Annotated in this window: 20 protein-coding genes; 7 read left to right on the top strand and 13 right to left on the bottom strand. The window is 57.3% G+C overall.

Features of this window, described 5'->3' with window-relative positions; genetic code table 11:
- Window positions 1–197: 197 nt before the first annotated feature.
- Window positions 198–2,168, top strand: a complete 1,971-nt coding sequence (locus tag ACB031_RS01850) for an SDR family oxidoreductase (RefSeq protein WP_211050519.1) — start codon at window positions 198–200, stop codon at window positions 2,166–2,168.
- Between the two features lie 49 nt (window positions 2,169–2,217).
- Here the strand turns inward: ACB031_RS01850 and ACB031_RS01845 are convergent, their stop codons facing one another.
- On the bottom strand, window positions 2,218–3,114 hold the full coding sequence (locus tag ACB031_RS01845) for a triacylglycerol lipase (RefSeq protein WP_242764329.1): 897 nt from the start codon (window positions 3,112–3,114) through the stop codon (window positions 2,218–2,220).
- Window positions 3,115–3,283: 169 nt separating this feature from the next.
- Here ACB031_RS01845 and ACB031_RS01840 point away from each other — a divergent pair, with 169 nt between their 5' ends.
- From ACB031_RS01840 to ACB031_RS01830, 3 genes are all read left to right on the top strand, one after another.
- Window positions 3,284–3,598, top strand: coding sequence for a YebG family protein (locus tag ACB031_RS01840; RefSeq protein WP_005300837.1), 315 nt, complete (start codon window positions 3,284–3,286; stop codon window positions 3,596–3,598).
- Window positions 3,599–3,896: 298 nt separating this feature from the next.
- The gene (locus ACB031_RS01835; RefSeq protein WP_124249446.1) at window positions 3,897–5,174 is read left to right on the top strand and encodes a site-specific integrase; all 1,278 of its coding nucleotides are present in this window, start codon (window positions 3,897–3,899) and stop codon (window positions 5,172–5,174) included.
- Between the two features lie 196 nt (window positions 5,175–5,370).
- Window positions 5,371–5,721: a DUF3653 domain-containing protein gene (locus ACB031_RS01830; protein WP_042889051.1), complete on the top strand. Its 351-nt coding sequence runs from the start codon at window positions 5,371–5,373 to the stop codon at window positions 5,719–5,721.
- Between the two features lie 957 nt (window positions 5,722–6,678).
- Here the strand turns inward: ACB031_RS01830 and ACB031_RS01825 are convergent.
- From ACB031_RS01825 to ACB031_RS01795, 7 genes are all read right to left on the bottom strand, one after another.
- On the bottom strand, window positions 6,679–7,881 hold the full coding sequence (locus ACB031_RS01825; RefSeq protein WP_252604724.1) for a zonular occludens toxin family protein: 1,203 nt from the start codon (window positions 7,879–7,881) through the stop codon (window positions 6,679–6,681).
- 3 nt (window positions 7,882–7,884) lie between these two features.
- Window positions 7,885–8,199, bottom strand: a complete 315-nt coding sequence (locus ACB031_RS01820; RefSeq protein WP_010634000.1) for a DUF2523 family protein — start codon at window positions 8,197–8,199, stop codon at window positions 7,885–7,887.
- 3 nt (window positions 8,200–8,202) lie between these two features.
- Window positions 8,203–9,612, bottom strand: a complete 1,410-nt coding sequence (locus ACB031_RS01815) for a hypothetical protein (RefSeq protein WP_252604723.1) — start codon at window positions 9,610–9,612, stop codon at window positions 8,203–8,205.
- A 39-nt stretch (window positions 9,613–9,651) separates the two neighbouring features.
- On the bottom strand, window positions 9,652–9,864 hold the full coding sequence (locus ACB031_RS01810) for a major coat protein (RefSeq protein ID WP_010634002.1): 213 nt from the start codon (window positions 9,862–9,864) through the stop codon (window positions 9,652–9,654).
- Window positions 9,865–10,164: 300 nt separating this feature from the next.
- Window positions 10,165–10,488, bottom strand: coding sequence for a hypothetical protein (locus ACB031_RS01805; protein ID WP_010634003.1), 324 nt, complete (start codon window positions 10,486–10,488; stop codon window positions 10,165–10,167).
- 26 nt (window positions 10,489–10,514) lie between these two features.
- On the bottom strand, window positions 10,515–12,047 hold the full coding sequence (locus tag ACB031_RS01800; RefSeq protein WP_045526538.1) for a replication initiation factor domain-containing protein: 1,533 nt from the start codon (window positions 12,045–12,047) through the stop codon (window positions 10,515–10,517).
- Window positions 12,034–12,285: a hypothetical protein gene (locus ACB031_RS01795; RefSeq protein WP_042889029.1), complete on the bottom strand. Its 252-nt coding sequence runs from the start codon at window positions 12,283–12,285 to the stop codon at window positions 12,034–12,036. Before ACB031_RS01795 ends, ACB031_RS01800 begins: the two co-directional genes overlap by 14 nt.
- Window positions 12,286–12,409: 124 nt before the next feature.
- Here ACB031_RS01795 and ACB031_RS01790 point away from each other — a divergent pair, with 124 nt between their 5' ends.
- From ACB031_RS01790 to fabA, 3 genes are all read left to right on the top strand, one after another.
- On the top strand, window positions 12,410–12,772 hold the full coding sequence (locus tag ACB031_RS01790; RefSeq protein ID WP_258117617.1) for a helix-turn-helix domain-containing protein: 363 nt from the start codon (window positions 12,410–12,412) through the stop codon (window positions 12,770–12,772).
- A 79-nt stretch (window positions 12,773–12,851) separates the two neighbouring features.
- Window positions 12,852–14,831, top strand: a complete 1,980-nt coding sequence (locus tag ACB031_RS01785; RefSeq protein WP_005300832.1) for a Lon protease family protein — start codon at window positions 12,852–12,854, stop codon at window positions 14,829–14,831.
- 78 nt (window positions 14,832–14,909) lie between these two features.
- Entirely contained in the window at window positions 14,910–15,470 is a 561-nt protein-coding gene (gene fabA / locus ACB031_RS01780) for a 3-hydroxyacyl-[acyl-carrier-protein] dehydratase FabA (RefSeq protein ID WP_005300828.1), read from the top strand.
- 88 nt (window positions 15,471–15,558) lie between these two features.
- On the opposite strand, the gene rmf is transcribed toward fabA, so the two are convergent.
- The 5 genes from rmf to rlmKL all read right to left on the bottom strand — a co-directional run bounded on the left by rmf (window position 15,559) and on the right by rlmKL (window position 21,945).
- Window positions 15,559–15,738: a ribosome modulation factor gene (gene rmf / locus ACB031_RS01775; RefSeq protein WP_005315693.1), complete on the bottom strand. Its 180-nt coding sequence runs from the start codon at window positions 15,736–15,738 to the stop codon at window positions 15,559–15,561.
- 160 nt (window positions 15,739–15,898) lie between these two features.
- Window positions 15,899–17,536, bottom strand: a complete 1,638-nt coding sequence (locus ACB031_RS01770) for a DUF3466 family protein (RefSeq protein WP_017788056.1) — start codon at window positions 17,534–17,536, stop codon at window positions 15,899–15,901.
- Between the two features lie 8 nt (window positions 17,537–17,544).
- On the bottom strand, window positions 17,545–19,467 hold the full coding sequence (locus ACB031_RS01765; protein ID WP_117403747.1) for an ABC transporter ATP-binding protein: 1,923 nt from the start codon (window positions 19,465–19,467) through the stop codon (window positions 17,545–17,547).
- Between the two features lie 73 nt (window positions 19,468–19,540).
- Window positions 19,541–19,777, bottom strand: a complete 237-nt coding sequence (locus ACB031_RS01760) for a glutaredoxin family protein (RefSeq protein WP_041202601.1) — start codon at window positions 19,775–19,777, stop codon at window positions 19,541–19,543.
- Window positions 19,777–21,945 (bottom strand): bifunctional 23S rRNA (guanine(2069)-N(7))-methyltransferase RlmK/23S rRNA (guanine(2445)-N(2))-methyltransferase RlmL, encoded by a 2,169-nt coding sequence (gene rlmKL / locus ACB031_RS01755; protein WP_005300816.1) that lies wholly within the window; start codon window positions 21,943–21,945, stop codon window positions 19,777–19,779. Before rlmKL ends, ACB031_RS01760 begins: the two co-directional genes overlap by 1 nt.
- Window positions 21,946–22,138 lie beyond the last annotated feature (193 nt).

Genomic DNA, 22,138 nt, shown 5'->3' with positions numbered 1-22,138 from the left:
ATATTCGTTGTGGCATTACTTAACTTTCACCCTCAGTCTAGGGAGAAAAAATAGAGGGTTCTACCTAATAACGGAACAGGCAACCCTGGTAATTTTGGACTGGGTCACGAAGAATGATATTCGAATGAATATTTTCAGTAAAAGCGTGATATATCTAACAGCAACTAACAGCCCAATCAGTAAGGGATATAAATACCATGGATTATTTCATCACAGGTGGCAGCGGCTTCATCGGCCGCCGGCTGATTAAAAAATTGCTGCAGCGTCCAAATAGTCGGGTGCATTTCCTGATGCGGGCAGCCCATCTCGAGCGGGTACCCGACCTGCTGGCCTACTGGGGCGTTGGTGAGGATCGCGCCATTGCCGTGGTGGGCGACATGACCTACCCGCTGCTCGGCGTCGGCAACGGCGAACTGGAACCCCTCATCGGCAAGGTCGATCATTTTCTGCATCTCGCCGCCATCTATGATCTCAACGCCAAGGCGGGCATTCAGCAGCAGGTCAATGCCGAGGGCACCCGTCAGGCCCTGCAACTGGCCGAGCGACTCAAGGTGCGCTGTTTCCATCACTGCAGCTCCATCGCGGTGGCCGGCCTGTTCGACGGACTGTTCCGGGAAGACATGTTCGATGAGGCCGAACACCTCGACATGCCCTATTTCCAGACCAAGCACGAGGCCGAAGGGATAGTGCGCAAGGAGAGCACCATCCCTTGGCGTATCTACCGACCCGGCATAGTGGTCGGCGACGCCAATACCGGCGAGATGGACAAGGTGGACGGCCCCTATTACTTCTTCAAGACCATCCAGAAGCTGCGCCGCATGCTGCCGCCCTGGATGCCAGCCATCGGGGTCGAGGGGGGACGCATCAACCTGGTGCCGGTCAACTTCGTGGTGGATGCCATCGATCACATCGCCCACCTGGAAGGGGAGGACAACAAGGCGTTCCACCTGACCGACTCTCACCCCATGCGGGTCGGCGACATGTTGAGCACTTTCTCCCGGGCTGCCCATGCCCCCGAGCCGGCCATTCGCATCAATGCCGCCCTGTTCAGCTTCATTCCCCGCCATCTGATGACCATGCTGATGGCCCTGACGCCGGTGCGGCGCATTCGCGATGCGGCCATCGCCGATCTGGGGCTGCCCAAGGACATCTTCCGGCTCATCAACTATCCGACCCGTTTTGACAACCGCGAGGCCCAGCGGGTGCTGAAGGGGACCGGCATCGAAGTGCCGCCGCTGCACAGCTATGCCTGGCGCCTGTGGGACTACTGGGAGCGTCACCTCGACCCGGATCTGTTCATCGACCGCACCCTGCGCGGCCGGGTCGAGGGCAAGGTGGTGCTGATCACCGGTGCCACCTCCGGCATCGGCAAGGCCACCGCGAAGAAACTGGCAGAGGCGGGGGCCAGGGTGCTGACCATCGCCCGGGACGAGCACAAGATTGCCGAAACCCAGGCCGAGTTTGCCGAACTGGGCTTGACCCTGCAGGTCTATCAGGGTGATCTCGCCGATCTGGCGCAGGGGGAGGCGATCACCCGGCAGATTGTGGCCGAACATGGCGGCGTGGATATCTTGGTCAACAACGCCGGTCGCTCCATCCGCCGCGCCATCGAGGACTCCTTCGACCGTTTCCACGATCTGGAGCGCACCATGCAGCTCAACTACTTCGGCACCCTCAAGGTGATCATGGGGGTACTGCCCACCATGATCGAGAAGAAGAAGGGGCACATCATCAACATCTCTTCCATCGGGGTGCTGACCAATGCGCCGCGCTTCTCCGCCTACGTCGCCTCCAAGTCGGCGCTGGATGCCTGGGTCCGTACCGCGGCCTCCGAGTTTGCCGACAAGGGGGTCAACTTCTCCATCATCAACATGCCGCTGGTGAAAACTCCCATGGTGGCGCCCACCAAGGTGTATGAACAGGTGCCCATGATGACGCCGGAAGAGGCCGCCGATCTGGTGTGCGACACCATCATCAACAAGCACGTGCGCCTCGCCACCCGACTCGGGGTGTTTGGCCAGGTGATCCATGCCCTGGCACCGCGGGTGGCCCAGGTGATCATGAACACCAGCTTCCGCACCTTCTCCGACCCCAAGGAGGGCAACGAGTCCAAGGCCTCGGCGGATCAGATGGCAGTCTCCACCCTGATCAAGGGGATCCACTTCTAGTGGTGACCACAACGAGCTGATGTAGCAAAAACGGAAAGGGCCTGAGCAATCAGGCCCTTTTCATTTGCGGCTGCGGGCGGGAGAGCAGGGTCAGCAGCAGGGCCGTGGTGCGACGGGAGTAGAGCAGGGAGAGGTGGCCGAGAGCAGCGAGCTCCACGTCCTCCATGCCATCGAGGCGCTGGCGGGACTGGGGCAGCACGAAGTTGTCGTGACTGGTGCGCACCGAAACGCCGGGTACGCATAGCGGCACGGCGGCAAAGCGCTGCAACCAGCCGGAGCCTGGCTCCATCTCGCGGGCATTGTCGCCCAGCCCCAGGGTGGCGAGCTGGCTGCCCTGATGAGGGGTGGCTAGGGTGATAAGCTGCGCCACCTTGTCACCCCCCGTCACCGCCAGATAGTCGCGGCACACCAGTCCGCCCATACTGTGACCGATCAGTACCAGCTGAGATGCGCCGGTGGCGACCAACACCTCGTCGATACGCCTGGCCAACAGCGGCACCATGTCGTCGAGATGGCCAAAGGGAGGAGTCAGGGTGACGGTTGCCACCGTGTGGCCGGCGGCCTCCAGCCGTGCCCGCTGCACCCGCCAGATGCCGCGACTGCAGCCATAACCGTGGATCAGCAGCAGGGGCAGGGGGGAGGGGGTCAACTTGTCAGGCGGCATCAACCAGCGCTCGAACGGCAGCAGCCAGGTGAAAGTCAGCAGGTAGGCCACTATCTCTCGCCCCACCATGGGCAGCCAGGCTCGCCAGCCGATGGCAGGCACCGGGTAGAAGCGGGAAAAGCCCCAGGTCAGCAATACCACCAGGGTGCGCAGCCCCAGCAGGGCCACCACCACAAACAAGACGGAGGGCGCCCAAGAGAGGCCGATGGCAAGGTGGGCGATGCTCCCAAGGAGCGTCACCTCAACCAGCAGCAGTATCAGTAATTGCTTTGTTATCGTCATGACCCAATCATCCGACCAGTTTGGCGTGGAAGTCAAATGACCCTTTCATCAATGTGACGGCCAACCCGCTATCGGTCAGTCGCGGCTCAAGCCTATCTGCCTGTGGCTATTTGCAATACTGTATATCCATACATATACTTGTATTCACCATCAGAAGGAGGACGCCACTATGGCCGTTGAGATCAAATATGTTGTGGTTCGTGGGGGAGTGGAGAAGATGACCTTTACCAGCAAGAAAGAGGCTGACGCCTATGACAAGCTGCTGGACACTGCCGATGAGTTGATGACGCTGCTGGCCGCGGCTCCCATTGCACTCGAGCCGGAACAGCAGGAGAGCCTGGCCTTCTATCTGGCCGAACAGCGAGACGCACTGCAGAGCGTATTGCGCGGTGGAAAGGGGCAGGGGAGCAACAAGGCAGAGAGCCAGGAAACCCAGAGTGAAGCAACCGAACCCAAAGGTAAGTCACTCAAGCGGGTTGCGTAGCAAGGCGACTGGATAGCAGGGTGAGGAAGGACAGGGAAAAGGGGCGAGCCGTCATGGCCAAACACTTTCTTATTCAAAAAGAGAGAATTAACAGTCAATCCTCAGGCTATTTACCCCGATAATTTTCTGACAAGAGTGCATATTCATTGAATGGGATAAGAATGTGTTCGCAGTGATTCAACGTGGCGACTGCATCCATGTTTCCTGACAATGTCCCCACCACCGATGATGCCGATAACCCCATTTATCGGCATTACCCTTGAGCAGGCCGCAAGCCAGAACCATTTCAAGCAAGACCATGACCACAACCATACTTCCACCCGCCATGCCGCTGTTCGATGGCCTGGCATACCTGGAGGCGGGCAACCCCCAGGTCAATCAGTACCTGGCCAACCTCAGCCTCACCGACGTACCCGATGCCGGGATCGTCTACGAGCTTGCCGTCGACTGGCTGCTGGAGCAGCGCAACAACGAGAACAACTACAAGACCTATCGCAGCGAGCTGACCACGTTCTTGCACTGGTGCTTTGGCGAGATGCGCATCAGCCCAAAGGATCTGACCCGGCGCATCATGATGCGCTACCTCGATTATTGCCAGTCACCACCAGCGGCCCTGATTGCCTATCGCAATGTGGCGCAGTTCGTGCTCGACAAGGAGTGGGGAGAGCGCCTGCCCAATCCCCAGTGGCGACCCTTTCTTGGCAAACGGGAGCTGGGCCGCGAACTGCCGTACCGACTCAGTGAGCAAGCCATGAAGACCAAGCTCGCCATTCTGTCGGCCTTTTTCCAGTTTTTGATCCAGGAAGAGTACATGGACCGCAACCCGGCGCTTCTGCTGCAACGGGTGAAGCGCACCGTACAGCAGGAGCCGGATGATCAGGGCCAGGCCTTCAGCGAGCTGCAGTGGTCCTATGTGATGCAGGCGGCCGATCGGCTGGCCACCGAGTCACCGGAGCAGCACGAGCGCAGCCGCTTTCTGATCAGCCTGATGTATGCCTGCTACCTGCGCATCTCCGAGGTGGCGGCAAGGCCGGGTTTTACCCCCGTCATGGGGCAGTTTCGCCGCGACGGGAAAACCGGCGTCTGGGGCTATTACATTCCCCGCAGCAAGGGTGGCAAACGCCGCACCGTGGCGGTCTCCCATGCCTTGCTGGAGGCCCTCAAACGCTACCGGACCTTTCTCGGTCTCTCGCCACTGCCGGTACCCGATGAACAGACGCCACTGTTTGTGCGTCACAAGGCCGCAGCCCACGGCCGTGAACAAGGTGAGCTCAATGCCAATCTCGGCATCCGTCAGCTGCGCGAGCTGGTGATGGCCGTCATTCAGACGGCCGCCACGCAGGCAGAACAAGATGGCTTTGCCCAGGATGCCGCAGAGATGCGCAACCTGACACCGCACTCCATTCGTCATACTGGTATCACTCACGACATCAATCTCAACGGCCGGCCCTTGTCCCATGTGCAAGCCGATGCCGGCCACGACAGCATAGATACCACCTCCAAATACCTGCACACCGGCAACAGCGAACGTCACGAGAGTGCCAATCACAAGCCACTGGATCGGCTACATGATTAAGTTCAACAGTGAGAGATAACAGAAAGAAAAAGATTCGTTCATGGCAAACCAATCCAGTGCTGTTGAACCAATCCAGGACACTAAATTGCTCCATATTCACAACCGCGCATAATGCGACGTTTTGTTAAATGCCCATCCGGAACCCGCCGATAAGCCAATCCACGCAATTTTGCTGGTTTATCAGGTATTTACTTGGATGGAACGAGAGTTGACCAAAAACTTCATTTTTCGATGGTTTGAGTGCGGTTTATCAATTGAAGAAACGGCCAATCTTTGTTTTGTTTCTGTGAGACAGGTCACATATTGGGATAAAGGCAAAGAGATCCCACCTGTCTATAAACGGCTAATGCGCATGGCTTCAGGGAGAGAACTGCCGACAATTTGGAAAGACTGGGAAGGTTGGCGAATGATGAATGATTGCCTTGTATCACCAACAGGTGTGAGATTCGACAGACGCAGGATAGAGGCGATTGCCATCATCCAGGTGGAGCGATCCGAACGGCAAATGGCTGCTTTCTATTGGAGAAAGAAACTTGGCTTAATGTGAGCTTGGGGGCTACGGCCCCCATTTATTTATCATCCGCCGAAGCGCAATAAGCAATGTAATTCGTTGCTGCGTGACAGTGACGACATCGAATGAACCAAGACCCGCCCGATGCTCCATAAGCCTCCAAAAGATCTTCACCCTCTAACACCTTCGAACACTGATGCGCACCATCCACATCTTCATAACCAGAACACTTAACGGATAGAAAGGGTTTAAGAATCAATTTCTGCTCTACAGATAGACTATCAAAGCCAAACCGAATTGCACGATGAGCCAAGGCAACAACCATCGGGCTAGCATTATTGAGAAGGTCAAAACTAAACAAATGACATAGTATTTTTAAGGTTGTACCCATAGGAGTCCCATTTGTTATCAATGGCTTTACCACAACCAGAAACTATACTGTCAACTGTGTCAATTATAATCAACAATTATCATTAAGATGGGTTGATAGAAAAAACATATGTCGGCGCGTAGCGCCGCAAAAGCTGGAGGCTGCACCCCCCGCGCTTTAGTAAGAACGCCCCTGCACTAAACACTCGCCCGAGTAAGCCTTAGCCGAGTGGTTGCCCGTATGGCCCTACCATCGAGTGGTCAAGGGCAGAACGGGAAGGGGCGGGGGTAGACGGTAGGGGTAGAGGGAAGGGGTAGTATTCCCCCCGTATTACTACACGGGGGGCAAACCGACTGGTGCTGTGAGTGCAGCTTGTCTTCGACAGGAGGCATAGAAAGGCGCTGGACGTGCCCCATAGCCTTCGGCTGGGCACTCTAGCGGGGCAGTAAAGACGGTTTAGCAGGGAAGGGGGAGGCACAGCCTCACAGGAGCATTCCAAAGAAGTTTCGGCGAGCCTACCACCTTCCCGACAATGGGCCTCAGTGTGTCGCCTTATAGGGGCTCACGCCCCTGGGGTTCAGTGGCCGACCTGGAGAAAAGCGGCCACCGGCAGGAGAGGGGAGTTATGACCGGTCATCAGTATTTGCTGGCTTGTTACTGCCACCCGCAAAGAGGGTGGCATTGTATTTCCGGCGCAGAGCGTCCCCCTCGGGGTCACAGTACACGTCCACAGGCTGCCCCTGGTACTTTACTACCGCATGGCATGCACTCATGGGATCCACCCTGGCGAGCTCATCCGGCCAATCGTCCCTGTCGAGCGGCTGCACGTCATCGCCCTTGCGCAGCGAGAAGCAATACTCGACCCGATACTCGCCCAGGTGATCCTTTATCAGGACGTGACAGCTGATAATGAGCTGATGGCCGGCAAACGGCCCTACAGCAAGGACGCCAGCAGCAGACGCAGCAGGAGCGCCACCAGGACGTACATCAGCAACGGGCGAAGCACCCACCGCCCCAGCAGCCGGAACAGCGGCAGAAGCGGTTTCATCGGCCTTAGCAGGAGCATCAATATATTCAGGCTTGATGAAGCCAAAGAATACGCAGAGTCCCCAAATCGCCAGAATAAACAGAATTTTAGGGTCTCGTAATATCGAGCTGCCCGCGATTGTATCCGAGACCTTACCGGTAGTAGTCGAGTCATAAAGCTTGAAAACATACTTGGGCACCTTATTAAATGGCTTGGCTTGCAGTACGTCATTCATGGACGTACCGGAGTTATCAGAGAGGTGGAGCACCGTCTTATATCGACCACCGATCCCCAATATCGCCATATTGGTATGACGAATGGCCGTTTCGGCAGCAGCCCGTATTACCTGGTGCACCTTTTTGATGTTCGGGGTCGTAAATACAAAGTCCCAGTTATGATGACGGTGCATATCAAAGGCCACGTCAATTGTCTCTGGCCGGCCATCGGCTTTGGCCACATCCGGCCCGCCAGGATAATCGAGCTTGTCCAAATCACTCTGGCGCCAGGAAGGCGGAAATATTCTTTGCACTTCATCGACCAGGAAGAACACCCCTTTGGGCGCCCAGTGATAAAAGCGGGCGAGGTGATCGCGTCCTTCCTGGGATTCTGTCTCAATATAGGTGACCTGGAACTCGTCAGGCACTTCCTTTCCTAATACCTCTTTGCACCGCTCCGCGGTAAAGCCGCGCACGTTGGTGACGATATGGCGACCCGCCTTGATGGCCGGTATCACATCGGTATGAATGGCCCCTGACGACTTATAGGAACCAGGGGCGCCGTGGTGGATCTTGATAGACATGGCTTACCACCCCAACATGTTCAGTAAAAAGCGGGTCACAAAGGCTTGCGTCAATATCGACAGCCCTTTATCAACGTGCAAATAGAGCAAGATCCCCCTCATTTGAGAGGGCAGGTTATTAAAGGAGGCGGAGATCAGGTCGCTGAATTGCAGGTTAATCAGTATCTGCTTGGCAACGTCCCAGGAAAAGGTGAGCAGGAATATTTTGAACTCGACCCACTGAATAGCCAATTTAACCGTTATCCAGGCTGCAAACTGCACCGCCAGTTGATATATATCGTTGAAAAATCCGTTAAAGAAATCACTCATCCATTCCATATATCACCTCTTAGCCACAATCATCAGCGCCAGAAAATAGAAGATGAACATCATGATGGCCGCTATCATTTCCCAATATCCCTCCACCTCGGGACAGACGGAATAAGAGCGGCCAAACATCGAGAACATATCAAAACACTTGGGCACCGCCGCCGACCCGCTCAGGCTATACCGGAACATATCGACCATATCTTCTTTAATACCGTTATGGGTATTTTTGAGTTGTTCCTTATGTTCCTGGAACTGCTTATTAATGGTTTCCAGGTCAAAGAAACAGTGCGCACCACCTTTACAGAGCTGGGATGTATATTCAGCCCCTGTTACATGCAGCGGATTTTCTGCAGAGCCAGGCATTTGTGAGTAATCAATACCTGGGCCATTATTGCCATTACCATTGCTGCCATTACCTGTACCGCCGGTGCCATCACCACCATTTGTACCACCATTTGTACCGCCATTTTGCAGGGCCTCAGCAATGGCCTTAATATTGCGGTTCATTTCAATGCTATTATTTCGCATGTCCTGCATGGTGTAGGAATAAAGGTTGTGCATGTCGCTGGCGGATTCATGCACTCGGCCTTTCATCGACTCGATATCATACTGCATTGTCCGCATAAGCCCATACATGGTGCTATTACCATAATTCTGAGCAAAATCAGGCCCAAAGAAATTATCCCGCAACTCTTTCAAAACACGATACTCACCCGTGCTTTGACCAAAGCCGTCTTGCGGATTAATCATGGCATTCTTTAATCCAAGGAACTCGTCATAGAACTTATGACCTAACGCCGTTTGCTCCCGAATACTGTTCTCCATGCCAACCTGACCATTATTAGTGGCCTTCATATAACGAAGAACATCTACCATTTTGCCATCAATATTTTGAGCAGATCGACTCGCACCCGCTGAGCTCGACATCAAGCTAGTAAAACCCGTTATCAAGGTATTATTCACCTGACGCAAGGCGTCCGTGGTCATTTCCTGCTTATCACCACCGACACGAATCCCGTTGGGCGGCAGATTGGGAATTACATCGCCATTATTGCCGTTATTGCCATTGCTACCATTACCATCGCCATCCGAGCCGCCATCCCCATCGGATCCACCGCCCACTGAGCACTCCTGGCCGGTGCTCTCAATCGGCCCCATGGTGCCGGCATCTGGGAACTGCAGGCAGATACCTGGACACCCGACAAAGCAGCCTCCCTGGGAGGAACTTTCCCATTTCACGCAGAACGGCAGCGCAGTAGAAATCGGCACGTTAGACAGGCGGAGCCCGACAGGACAACCCGCCGAAGCCCCCAGCGGAAACAGCAATAAAAGCCAAGCGATGCGCACAGTACCCCCAATAAAAAAGGCGACCGGAGCCGCCTTTGTGTCATATCGAAAACGATGACCTGTAGCCTTCAACAAAGAACAGGAACCACAGCGTTCCGATGAGCAAAGACATGCTTAGGCTTTGCGCATCAGGCTGATCAGGATGCCCACGCCCACACAGGTGGCCACAACCAGCATGACCTTGGGAGAGGTTGCGGTCACGTCCGACTGGGTGGCGTCCAGGGCCTTGGCAGCGGCATCAGCAGCGGCTGTACCTTCGGCAAAGGCCGCACCGGTAGACAGGGAGCACACAGCAGCGATACAGCCATTACGGAAATAGTTTTTCATACTCGTTTATCCTCTTTTTGCACTTACGATGACACGGGCAATTGCGCCCAGTTTGAGGCCAGTGATCCAGATTAATAATCCGAAACCAAAGGCCATCGACACAGTGGATACATCAAATTCAAACCAGCTCGATATATCCGTTAATTTGGCGTGCTCCTGGACAGTCAAGAGCACGTAATTACACGAATCCCCCTCAGCTAAGCGGGCATATCCTTCAGAGGTAATATCTAGACAAAGCATTATCGCGCCCTCGTCGTCGCTCGCTGCGCGCTCTCGCTCCTCCTCCTCGCGGCGCGGTGGTTATACCGGCTGCTTTTTGGTGGGTTGGAAGCCAACAACCACGTTGCGGGTCGGATTCTGGGGATCCGCTTCCAGGACAAGATCCACTGCCACCAATTTCGGGCAGTCGGCCAGCTCTTTAATAGTGGCTGCATCGTTACGCAGGGCTAATTGGCGCACTTCATAGCCCCAGGAGGTGATATTGCACTCGGGCTTGTTCACGTTATTAGCCACTGCCAGGTATTCCACCTGGGCAAAGTCATAGGGAACCGGCGAGCCAGATTTACGGGAGACGCCATAACCATGAGTAACGCGGGTAACCAAAATACCAGTCAGCAGAGACATATTATTTATCCTTTGAAGAACCATTGTTAGGTCGAAAATAATGGCAGTTCGTCCAGGTCAGGAGGAACTGGCATTCTTAACCGCGCTGGAATATCGGTTTCTTCCAGGTGCGCTGTTAATTGGTTAACAATCTTCTCAGGGGATAGCCCCTCGATGTTTGCTAACCAATTGACAAGGCGGCCGGCCATTCTGGACATATTAAATACGGCGTTGTCCCTGGACGTTTTGAATTTATTCTTAAAGGTGGTCACACGTACCGGTGTTATTTCTTCCTGGCAAACCGCATCCAGCCATTTGGCAAATTGCGGATACATCCCCGCAAAATAAGGGTCAGGGTTTACCAGGACATCCAGCGGAATGACTCTATCCTTATTGTGTAATTCGCCTTCGGCGCGTACCCAGTTTGGGAACTCGGCCGATTGCATCTGTTTGCCTTTCTCATATATCCGCGCACACTTGCCGTTGATACGGCTGCCCACGTAGAAAGAGCAACCCTTGCTCGGCACCATGCCGAAACGCTTGGCGATGCCCTTGGCCACCTCGGTGATCACGAACTCGCCCGATTCAATTTTCATCCAGGAAGGCGCACGGCCACGCTGCGGGTGAAACTCGCCGGCTTCGGCGCCGGCTATCGCGCCCTGGTAAGTGATGTGTTTGCCGCTGTAGTCATCCAGGGCAAGATCCACTCGAGTAATGCGCAGACCTGGCACGTGAGAGATAACGGAGTGCAAAGCCTGGAAATCGAGGGCCGCACAACCCACACCGGAAAAACTCACCATACAGCCATGGTTAGCCGCACCCCAACCAATCAGCCCGCAGGGCATCCCGTCACACAGCAGGTCAGCCGAGTTGGCGTAACCGTGCAGACCGGAGCGGCGAGGGCGCATGGTAAAGCGCGGCTCGGGGATAGGGACACCGATGCGGGTATTGAGTTCTTCCAGCCACAGCTCGATCTCGTTGCAGCAGAGGGCATCCAGGAACTGGACGCCGTAGCAGTCGATAAGGTCGTTATAGGCCTCCCAATACTTGGCACCCTCGACCACCTCGAACTGGGAGAACTTGAGCAGGTCAGCGCAGACGGCTTTGAGCTCCTGGCGCATGTCGGCGCGGGACTGGTAGCCGGAGTGCAGGGCACGTTCCATCATGTCGGTCATGGAAGGCGTCAGCACCGGGGCAGGGGCCTTGGCCACACCCTTGAGACTCAACCGCTCAGTGGCCTTGTCAAAGACCCGTGCAGGGGCAGGGGAGGCGGCAGGCTGCTGGCGCTCGGCTTTGTCATAGAGGCGCTCAGTCACCTTGTCGAAGCGGGTGAGGGGAGCGAACCCGACAGGGCGCTTCCACAGATAGCGCAGGCCCTCGACCGGCTGGGCGGCAAAGGCAGCCTGAATGGCCTTGCTCTGGGTCTCGAAGCGCGGGATGGCCTTGAGCAAAGCGCCTTGCTTGGCCAGCTCGGTCATCTGGCGCAGTTCGGTCGGCGCCCAGGTAAACGACAGATAGTCGATCAGGGTTTTGTTGCCGATAACGCTATTTATCGGCATCACGGCGCTATGACCAGTCATCGAAAAACACTCCCTGGTCATAGAAGCCTTGCCATGTATCCTCGGTCACCTCGACCAGCTCAAAGGCGGTATCGGGGTACGTCATGGACAGATAGATCCGCATCTCGTGCAGGTCGCGGAACATCTCGACCTGACCGGCCACACAGGCGGAAACATCGCCGGTGGGCTCTGCTTGCCAGTAGACCTTGCGCTCGGTGAGCGCCGGCAAATCCTGGTTTTGTGGGCTACAGTGGGTCATAGGTCGGTCAGATTTATTATGAACTGACTGGATTGAATCAGAACTAAATCTAACTAACAACGGGTGACTTTTAGCCCTAATAGGTGTGTTATATGCCCACTCGAAAAAGTCAGGAGACAGTCAAATGGACTCTAAAGCACTGATTCAGGCCTACATGAGAGCCAAAAACTTTAGCCAGTACCAGCAAGTCGCCGCAGAGCTAGGTTTTACCAAGTCGCACATCTCCAGCTTGACCACTGGCAAGGTGCAACTTACTGATGCCACTGCAAAAAGACTGGCCCAAGAAATCGGCCTGGACGTGCAGGAAGTCCTGTTAAGCCTGGCTGCTGTCAGAGAGACGGATCCCGAGCTGAAAAAGGCCTGGTACGACATCCTGGCGAAGTACACCAAAGGAGCCGGCACGGCTGTAGCCCTTGCGGCAGCGGTGTTTCTGGCCCCTAGCCACGGGCATGACCTAACCGCGCATAATGTATATTATGTTAAATGAAATATCTTGTTTCCTGTTACCACTTATTGAACTGTGTATAATGGCAACAATTGATCCTATCTCCGACCGGATGTCTTAAGTGGCTGAATTAACATCAGAACAATTAAAACCTGCTTTTGCGATTGAACAGTTTCCTGCCCTCAGCGAGCTCGAACCCATTCCGTTTGCCGCGCTGCAACCCAGGGCCATCTCCGGCATCAAGCGTCTCGCCAGTTTTGATGGCGACTGCCCGGTCATGCTGCTCAACGGTTTCCCCGGGGTCGACTATGAAGATGTCTGCCAGACGCTGATCGCCGCCTCCAATGGCAAGGATGGCGACCTGTTCGATCTCTGCTACACGGAAAACCTGAACAATCCGTTCAAACCCATCTGGCTGCGCCTGCAACCCGGTACCGGCATCGAGTTTTGTGAAATGGTCGGTGAACTGCTCAAGTTGATGAGCCACCATCTGGATGCCGAGCGTCTGGTCACCCGCATCATGCGCAAGCAGAACAATGATCCCAAGATCGATGATTTTCTCTCCGATCTGGCCGCCCATGTGGCACAAGGGCTCGAATTTCAGCACCCGGTCCTCATCAACCTGCTGATCCACCATGAAGAGCAGGAAGCCCCCGTGGTGTATGGCCGCGATCTCAACTGGGACACCCTGTTCGGCTCCATCAACTACCAGACCGAGCAAGGCTCCGTCTATGCCAACCAGCACCTGCTGGAACCAGGCCTGCTGCGTCAGGCCAACGGTGGCTACCTGATCCTGCAGCTGGATGAGCTGCTGGATCAGCCCCACCTCTGGTTCAAGCTCAAAAACGCGATGCAAAAAGGCGAGCTGGACTGGAACGCCTATCAGGAAGGCAAGACCCTCACCCCCTTCTTCACACCGGAAGCCACCCCCATCAAGCTCAAGCTGATCCTGGTTGGTGACCGGCTCGATGTAGCCGAGTTCCAGATGCTGGACAGAGACATGTCGGAGCGCATCTTCCTGCGCGCGGACTTGGTCTCCGAGGTGAACATCGAAGAGGAGCTGCCTGACTATCTGCAATATCTGGCCTGGCTGCGCGAGCGCTGGAACCTGCTGGACTTCACGCCGGCCGCCCTTGCAGCCCTCTGCCGCCATGCCAGCCGGCTCTGTGATCATCAGGAGTGGCTCTCCCTCTCCGAGGTGCAGCTCTCAGCCATCATGCGCATGGCCGACAGCCTGGCACGTGAGCTGGAAGCGGACGTCGTCACCGACGAGCACATCCGCGGGGCACTGGAAGAGCAGGATTACCGGCTCAACTACCTGGTCGAGCAGTCCGATCAAGGGGTCATCGACGGCCAGATCCTGCTGCAGACCGATGGTGAGGAAGTGGGTCAGATCAACGGTCTCTCCGTCATTCAGGTCTCAGGGCACCCCTATGATTTCGGCGAGCCGGTGCGCCTCACCGCCACCGTCCATCTGGGTGACGGTGACGTGGCGGACATCGAGCGCAAGGCGGAGCTGGCGGGTCATATCCACGCCAAGGCGATGATGATCATTCACGGTTATCTCTCCAACAAATTTGGTGCCGAAAACCCCTCCCCGCTGTCGGCCAACCTGGTGTTCGAACAGTCCTACCATGAAATCGATGGTGACAGCGCGTCTCTGACCGGTCTGTGTGCCCTGCTCTCCGCCCTCGCCCGCCAGCCTATCTACCAGCACTTTGCGGTTACCGGCGCGGTCGACCAGTTTGGCAACGTGCAGGCCGTCGGCGGCGTCAACGAGAAGATCGAGGGCTTCTTCCGGGTGTGCAAGATCCACGGCCTCACCGGCAAACAGGGGATCCTGCTGCCCGGTACCAACGCCCAGCAGCTCAACCTCTCTGATGAAGTGATCGCGGCAGTAGAGGCCGGCCAGTTCCATATCCACCCGGTGGATCATGTGGAAGAGGCCATCGAGCTGCTGACTGGTTGTGTTGCAGGTGAGCCGGACATGCCGGATACCCTGTTTGGCCGCATCCAGCAGCGCCTGGATGAGCTCAACGGCACCGAGGCCGTCAAGGGGGGCGTGCTGCGCCGCCTGTTTGGCAGGCTGTTCGGGGTATAAACGAAGTGATCGGAGTTGTTTAGCGAACATCTGTACGCTAAATTGGCCCCGCTTTGACCCATTTTAAGGATAACCAGCGTGACCGTAGACAATTCCACCATTGATGCCCGCCTTTCCCTGTGTGAACAAGGCAAAGACTCGTTTACCCGTGAAGAGCTGCTCGCCTGCAGCCGTGGCGAGCTGTTTGGTGAGGGCAACAGCCAGCTGCCCGCCCCCAACATGTTGATGATGGATCGCATCGTCAAGATCAATGACCATGGTGGTGAGCACGGTAAAGGCGAGATCCTGGCAGAACTCGATATCACACCGGATCTCTGGTTCTTCGATTGCCACTTCCCGGGTGACCCCGTCATGCCTGGCTGTCTCGGTCTGGATGCCATGTGGCAGCTGGTTGGTTTCTTCCTCGGCTGGAAAGGCGGCCCCGGCAAAGGCCGTGCACTGGGGGTTGGCGAGGTGAAATTCACCGGTCAAATCCTGCCGACTGCCAAGAAAGTAACCTACAAGATCACCTTCAAGCGCGTCATCAATCGCAAGTTGGTGATGGGAATTGCCGATGGCGTGGTGGAAGTGGATGGTCGCCCCATCTACAGCGCCACCGACCTGAAAGTGGGCCTGTTCAAGGACACCACCGCATTCTGATGAGCTGACTGACCACCTGGTCAGACCACACAACGTAAAGGGGCCGCCATGGCCCCTTTCCTTTTTGCAATGTGTGATGAAGTACCGACTACTTCATGAAGAGGCCTGAGCCCCGCCCTTCCATGGCATCACGCCAACCACCAAGCCAGTGCCCACGTGCATCCAGGCATTGATACGGACACGCTTCTTTCTGTTTGCCGACCACGCCAGCCTGATAACCACGAGCACGAGCTCTTTCCAGACGGTCCCGTTTTTGTCTCTTCATCATCTACGACCCTCTTCCGTGGAACAAAAAAAGCGACCAATTTTTCATCGGTCGCTTTCATCTTTACCCCAGGGGGTTGGCAGGGTCAAACAAAAAATTTCATGCTATCCGCTCATTGTGACACAAGACACTGAACCGCATTAATTTTTAGTGACACAACTTTTTAGCGCTGGAAACGGCGCAGCCAGGCGAATGGCAGGGCCAGCAGAGTCAACCAGAACAGGCTGCCACCACCGCTGCCACCATCCTGACCGGTCTGGTTGTTGACCGGTGCGTTGGCGACCACATAACCGGCCGGATCGTTGTTCTTGTAGTCGGTCACGACCGGTGCCAGCTTGACGCTGACCACGGTAGCGTTGGTGCGGTTGTTCAGATCGCTCTCGCTGTTGTAGCGATAGGCGGTCGCGGCCACAGTCCCATTCTCGCTGATGCCGCTGGCATAAGCGATGTGATAGTAGTAACCGTTCTGGGCACACTGCTTGGCACCCGCATCATCCAGACCACAGATGAGATCGTTCAGGTACCAGTTGTTGCCGGTCGCCGCGTTGAGCAGGAAGCCTTCCTGCATGCGGTTGGTGCCGTTGACCACGGGTTGGGTCTGATGGCGGGAATCACGCCAGCCAACCACCATGTTGTGGTTGTTGATGGCGGCCGCTTCCGAGCCGGAGCCGCTGAGCGGCTTGTCCTGCAGGGAGACCACGGCGTTGGTGGTCGGCGTGTTCAGGTTGAACACGAACATCTCCACCGGGCGGTTCTGGCCCTTGTTGATACGATAGAGCTGGTTGCCGACCACATAACCGTTGTCGTTGACCCCCACGGCCCAGCTGTGTTGCAGCTTGGCGTCATCCTTGCCGGGCTCGCCTTCTGCCAGCGGGATGATCTGGGTGGTGCCCACCTTGCTGCCATCCAGATCCAGTGTCCAGTAGGCGGCCAGGTTGCGGCCATCCAGGTAGTTGGTGCCGATCTCGCCGGTGGAGGAGTACCCTACCCCATACAGTGTGCCGTTAAATTTGCCCACGCCGAGCGCGGAAGCGGTCTGCACCACTTCGTTGCGGCCCCGGGCATACTCGTTGGCCTGCAGCAACTTGTTGAAGGTACCGGTACTGTTGACCAGCCAGAAGCTCGCCTGGGTGTTGAGGCCCGGGCAGTAGCGGTAGTCACCGTACTGGCCGTCGTTACCGGCAAAGCACCAGTTGTAGGTTTCGGAGTTGACGGCGATGTTCTTGCCGGTGGCAGCGGTACCGGTCACCAGATACTGGCCGTTGTCCAGCTTCTTGATGCTGGTCGGCACACTCAGGCTGTGAGTACCGGCGCCATCTTTCAGCTCGACGGGGTTGCCCTCCTCAACCACGGCAAAGGCGGTACGCACCTTGCCACTCATCTTGTAGCCCGCCCGGGTGCCGGGTACATCACCCAGCGCGGTCACCAGGCCGTCGGTCTCGCCCAACTGCACATAGCCTACGTTGTTGCGCTGATCGACACCGTCGAGGAAGTCACGACGCCACTGGTAGGCGAAGTTGCTGTTGTCGTTCCAGAAGGAGTTGCAGACCGAGTTGGAGAGCATGCAACCCTGCTCGAAGCGGAAGCGGTCAACCAGGAAGTCGGCGAAACGCACGGTCGAGAAGTGTTCGGCCATGTTGTTCTTGGTGTTGATCCCGATGAGCCCGTTGCCGTCGCCGCTGATCCCGCTGGCGTAACCCTTGTCGGACGCATCGACAATGGTGAAAAAGGGACTTTGTGCCGCCTGGGCGTTCAGGCTGGCGCTGACCAGAATGGCCAGCATGGATAATTGCTTTTTCATCTACTTCCTTAGTCCTGATGTTTCAACGCTTCCAACTCCTCCCAGCGGGAGAAGGCTTGTTCCAATGCCGCCTCTGCGGCATTCAGGGCATCCAGTTTGGTCTGGGTTTGCTCCGCAGGCAGGGAGAAGAAACCGGGGTGGTTGATCTCCGTCTGCAGGGCATCCAGCTCCGCCTCCAGCTGTTCCAGCCGGGCTGGCAGATTATCCAGCTCCAGCTGCAACTTGTAAGAGAGTTTCTTCTGTTTTGCCGCGACCGTCGCCTGCGTCACGACAGGCTCTGGCGCCTTGCTCTGGGGCTGCTTCGCCGCCGGCTGTGCGGCCAGCTGAGACTGCTGCTGGGCACGGGTGGCCATCATGTCGGCATAGCCCCCCACATAATCACTGATCCGCCCATCCCCTTCAAACAACCAGCAACCGGTCACGGTATTGTCGATGAAACGACGATCGTGGCTCACCAGCAGCAGGGTACCGGGATAGTCCGCCAGCAGCTCTTCCAGCAGTTCCAGCGTTTCGACATCCAGGTCGTTGGTTGGTTCATCGAGGATCAGTAAATTACTGGGCTTCAAGAACAATTTGGCCAACAGTAAACGGTTTTTTTCGCCCCCTGACAAGGCTTTCACCGGGGTGCGTGCCCGTTTTGGCTCAAACAGGAAGTCCTGCAGGTAGCCGAGGATGTGACGGGAGCGGCCGCGCACCATCACCTCCTGCTTGCCTTCGCCCACGTTGTCCACCACCGTCTTCTCGGGGTCGAGCTGTTCGCGGTACTGATCGAAGTAAGCCACTTCCAGGTTGGTGCCCTGCCGCACCGAGCCGCGAGTTGCCTCAAGCTGGCCGAGCAGCAGCTTGATCAGGGTCGACTTGCCACAGCCGTTGGGGCCGACCAGCGCAATCTTGTCGCCACGCAGCACCTGCAGATCCAGCCCCTGAAACAGGGTGCGATCGCCAAAGTCGAGACCCAAGCCTTCACTTTCAAATACCAGCTTGCCGGAGCGGCCCGCCTCGTCCAGCTGCAGCTTGGCCTTGCCCTGCAGCTCACGGCGCTGGGTCCGCTCCATGCGCATCGCCTTGAGGGCTCGCACTCGTCCCTCGTTGCGGGTACGGCGGGCCTTGATCCCCTGGCGCACCCACACCTCTTCCTGGGCCAGCTTGCGATCGAACTCGGCATTTTTCAGCTCCTCGACCCGCAGCCACTCCTCCTTGCCCTGCAGGTACTCGTCATAGTTGCCGGGCCAGGAGGTGATCACGCCGCGATCCAGATCGATGATCCGGGTCGCCAGCTTGTGGATGAACTCCCGGTCGTGGGAGATGAAGACGATGGCACCGCGAAAATCCTTGAGAAACTCTTCCAGCCAGTTGATGGCATCGATGTCCAGGTGGTTGGTCGGCTCGTCCAGCAGCAGCAGATCCGGATCGCAGGCCAGCGCGCGGGCCAGGGCCACCTTGCGCAGCCAACCGCCGGAGAGGCTGTCGAGGGTCACGTCGGGATCCAGACCGAGCAGGGTCAGCACCTGGTTGATGCGGGTCTCGAACTGCCAGCCATTCTGGTAGTCGAGCTGCTCCTGCAGCTGGCTCATCTTGCGAATGTTGGCATCGGAGGCATCGTGTGCCAGCTCCATGGAGATATGGTGATACTGCTTGAGCAGCTCCCCTACCCCGGCCAGCCCTTCGGCGGCGTAGTCAAACACGGTGAGCTCGCTCGAGGCGGGGGGATCCTGCTCGAGGCGGGTCACTTTCAAGTCTTGCTGCAGTACCAAGCGGCCGTCATCGAGCGGCAGTTCGCCGGCGATCACCTTCATCAGGGTGGACTTGCCCGCCCCGTTGCGCCCCACCAGACAGAGGCGCTCGCCCCGCTCGATGGTGAGCTCGGCCTGGTCGAGCAGCGGAAAATCACTGAACGACAGGGAAGCGCCGTGCAATGTCAAAAGAGCCATTCTTGTTCCTTCTTGCTAATGAAAAAACGGGCGGCAGACTGAGTCTCCCCCCGTTTCATCGTCAAATCGCCCACTACTCCCGGGCGGCAAGCCACGCTTGCAGCTCCGCCAGGGTAAAGGGCCAACCCAGTTCACGCCCGGCCTCGTCGCGCACGACCGGAATGCGCACCCGGTAGGCCTCGAGCCAGTCGGCGTCATCCAGGATGTCGCAGCGGCGGGTCCTGCCGGCAAGGCCGGCCTGCTCCACCAGCGCCCAGGCCTGTTCGCACAGGTGGCAGCCGTCGGTGTGAAACAGGGTCAGGGTCAGCATCAGCCTTGAGCCTCGGCATGGGTGATGATCCAGCAGTTGTGGATATGCTGGTTGCGCTCGAAATCCTTCGGCCGGGTCTTGCCGGTGATGTTCTGGGCCTTGAGACCGATGGCCTCGAGACCGGCCAGATCCATCTTGAAGTGGCGCTTGTTGTTGGAGAACACCAGGGTGCCACCAGCGGCCAGCAGGCGCTTGAGGTGCTGCATCAGCAACAGGTGATCGCGCTGTACGTCGAAGCTCTCATCCATCCGCTTGGAGTTGGAGAAGGTGGGCGGATCGATGAAGATGAGGTCGTACTGCTCGTCCGCCTCGGAGAGCCACTTCAGGCAGTCCGCCTGCACGAACTTGTGTTCGCGGCCCACCAGCGAGTTGAGGCGCATGTTGTCCTGCGCCCAGTTCAGGTAGGTGCGCGACATGTCCACCGTGGTGGTTTCGCTGGCACCGCCCAGACCCGCGTGCACGGTGGCACTGCCGGTGTAGGCAAAGAGATTCAGGAAGCGCTTGCCACGGGCCATCTCCCCCAGCATGCGGCGGGTCTGACGGTGGTCGAGGAACAGGCCGGTATCCAGATAGTCATAGAGATTGACCCACAGACGGGCACCGTACTCCTGCACCTCCATCCGGTGCTGCTCTTCGGAGAGCTTCTGGTACTGCTGTTTGCCTTCCTGACGCTCGCGCACCTTCAGGATCACCTTCTCGCCATCCATGCCGGTCACCTTGATGGCGGCCTGTACCATGTCGAGCAGGCGCTGACGGGTCTTCTGGGCGGGGATATCCTTGGGCGCCGCGTACTCCTGCACCACCAGGTAGTCCTGATAGCGGTCGATGGCGGCGTTGTACTCCGGCAGATCGGCGTCGTAGAGACGGTAGCAGTCGAGGTTCTCTTTCTTCGCCCACTTCTCGAGGGCCTTCAGATTCTTGCGCAGACGGTTGGCAAAGTCCTGCGCCACCTCTTTTTGGGAGGCCACGGAGTCCAGCGCGATCTGGTAGTTGCGCAGCTGACACTCGAGCGCCCCGTTGAACAGGCGATATTGCTTGTCGGCGCGCAGGCGCAGACAGCTGAGCAGCTCGGGGGAGGCAGAAAGGATCGAGACTTTCCACCCTTGGAAGCTGCGACGCAGGGCATCGCCAAGGGCCTGGTGCACTTCCAGCAGCGCCGGGAACTCACCGAGACGCTCGCCATAGGGCGGGTTGGAAATGAGCATGCCGACCTGACGGGTCTCCCCTTCCGCCGCCATGGGCAGCGGGTTTTCCAGGGCGGTCGCATCGGCCTGTTTGAAGGTGATGAGATGGGCCACGCCGGCGGCTTTGGCGTTGTCACGGGCTTTGAGCAGCACGCGGGAGTCGGCATCACAACCGAACAGCTTCACCTCGCAGCGCTGCATGCCGCGTTTGGCGCGCACTTGCGCCTCCATCATCAGGCTCTGCCACAGTTCGCTGTCATGTTGCAGCCAGCGATCGAAACCGAAGCGCTCCCGGCGCAGGGCCGGCGCCATATCGGCGGCGATAAAGGCCGCTTCAATCAGCAGGGTACCGGAACCGCACATGGGGTCCATCATGGGCTCGCCGGCCCAGCCGCTACGGGCAATCATGGCCGCGGCCAGGTTCTCTTTGAGCGGTGCCTCACCGGTGCCCTGACGATAGAAGCGCTGGTGCAGCGCGGGGCCTGACAAGTCCAGCGTGATATTGGCCTTGCCCTTGCCCAGATGGGCCATGATGCGAATGTCCGGGGATTTCTTGTCCACGTCCGGGCGCACATGACCACGCTTGGTGAAGCGATCGACGATGGCGTCCTTGATCTTGAGCGCGCCGTACTGGGTGTTGCGAATGGAGGCATTGGTACCGGTGAAATCCACCGCTATGGTGGCGGTGCCGGAGAAGTGCTCTTCCCAGGGAATGGTATGGGCGCCCAGATAGAGGTCCAGATCGTCGTTCATCTGGAACTCGGAGAGCACCAGCACGATGCGGGAGGCGAAACGGCTCCACAGACAGGCCTTGTAACCGATGGCCAGCTCGCCGCAGAAATGGACGCCGGCCACGGTCTCGCGGACCTGCTCTGCACCCAGATTGGTCAGCTCGACGGCCAACAGGTTTTCCAGCCCCTTGGGGCAGGTTGCAAAAAATTCTTTCATCACGCTCACGGGGAAGCCATAAAAATAGTGCCGCATTATACCTTAAGCGGCGATCCGGAGCAGCAAAAGCTTGGGCATGTCTGCATAAAGAGCGCGCAGTTGACCCTGAGGCTGTGGTTGCGCCTGCACGGGATGAAGGCCGGTAATGGTGACATTGATGACAAGCGAGTGACTCCGTAACGACAGCACACGCAACGCCAATGCGAGTGATGGCACCAAAAGCAGCATC

It is taken from the genome of Aeromonas sp. S8(2024), assembly GCF_041403085.1.
GTDB lineage: Bacteria > Pseudomonadota > Gammaproteobacteria > Enterobacterales > Aeromonadaceae > Aeromonas > Aeromonas dhakensis.
The sequence above is the reverse complement of the archived record's forward strand: the minus strand, read 5'-3'. Positions and strand labels throughout refer to the sequence as shown.

Excerpts from the sequence above, each read along its gene's own strand:
- ACB031_RS01850 (WP_211050519.1), top strand. The coding sequence starts at position 198 with ATGGATTATTTCATCACAGGTGGCAGCGGCTTCATCGGCCGCCGGCTG.
- ACB031_RS01845 (WP_242764329.1), bottom strand. The coding sequence starts at position 3,114 with ATGACGATAACAAAGCAATTACTGATACTGCTGCTGGTTGAGGTGACG.
- ACB031_RS01840 (WP_005300837.1), top strand. The coding sequence starts at position 3,284 with ATGGCCGTTGAGATCAAATATGTTGTGGTTCGTGGGGGAGTGGAGAAG.
- ACB031_RS01835 (WP_124249446.1), top strand. The coding sequence starts at position 3,897 with ATGACCACAACCATACTTCCACCCGCCATGCCGCTGTTCGATGGCCTG.
- ACB031_RS01830 (WP_042889051.1), top strand. The coding sequence starts at position 5,371 with ATGGAACGAGAGTTGACCAAAAACTTCATTTTTCGATGGTTTGAGTGC.
- ACB031_RS01825 (WP_252604724.1), bottom strand. The coding sequence starts at position 7,881 with ATGTCTATCAAGATCCACCACGGCGCCCCTGGTTCCTATAAGTCGTCA.
- ACB031_RS01820 (WP_010634000.1), bottom strand. The coding sequence starts at position 8,199 with ATGGAATGGATGAGTGATTTCTTTAACGGATTTTTCAACGATATATAT.
- ACB031_RS01810 (WP_010634002.1), bottom strand. The coding sequence starts at position 9,864 with ATGAAAAACTATTTCCGTAATGGCTGTATCGCTGCTGTGTGCTCCCTG.
- ACB031_RS01805 (WP_010634003.1), bottom strand. The coding sequence starts at position 10,488 with ATGTCTCTGCTGACTGGTATTTTGGTTACCCGCGTTACTCATGGTTAT.
- ACB031_RS01800 (WP_045526538.1), bottom strand. The coding sequence starts at position 12,047 with ATGACTGGTCATAGCGCCGTGATGCCGATAAATAGCGTTATCGGCAAC.
- ACB031_RS01795 (WP_042889029.1), bottom strand. The coding sequence starts at position 12,285 with ATGACCCACTGTAGCCCACAAAACCAGGATTTGCCGGCGCTCACCGAG.
- ACB031_RS01790 (WP_258117617.1), top strand. The coding sequence starts at position 12,410 with ATGGACTCTAAAGCACTGATTCAGGCCTACATGAGAGCCAAAAACTTT.
- rmf (WP_005315693.1), bottom strand. The coding sequence starts at position 15,738 with ATGATGAAGAGACAAAAACGGGACCGTCTGGAAAGAGCTCGTGCTCGT.
- ACB031_RS01770 (WP_017788056.1), bottom strand. The coding sequence starts at position 17,536 with ATGAAAAAGCAATTATCCATGCTGGCCATTCTGGTCAGCGCCAGCCTG.
- ACB031_RS01765 (WP_117403747.1), bottom strand. The coding sequence starts at position 19,467 with ATGGCTCTTTTGACATTGCACGGCGCTTCCCTGTCGTTCAGTGATTTT.
- ACB031_RS01760 (WP_041202601.1), bottom strand. The coding sequence starts at position 19,777 with ATGCTGACCCTGACCCTGTTTCACACCGACGGCTGCCACCTGTGCGAA.
- rlmKL (WP_005300816.1), bottom strand. The coding sequence starts at position 21,945 with ATGCGGCACTATTTTTATGGCTTCCCCGTGAGCGTGATGAAAGAATTT.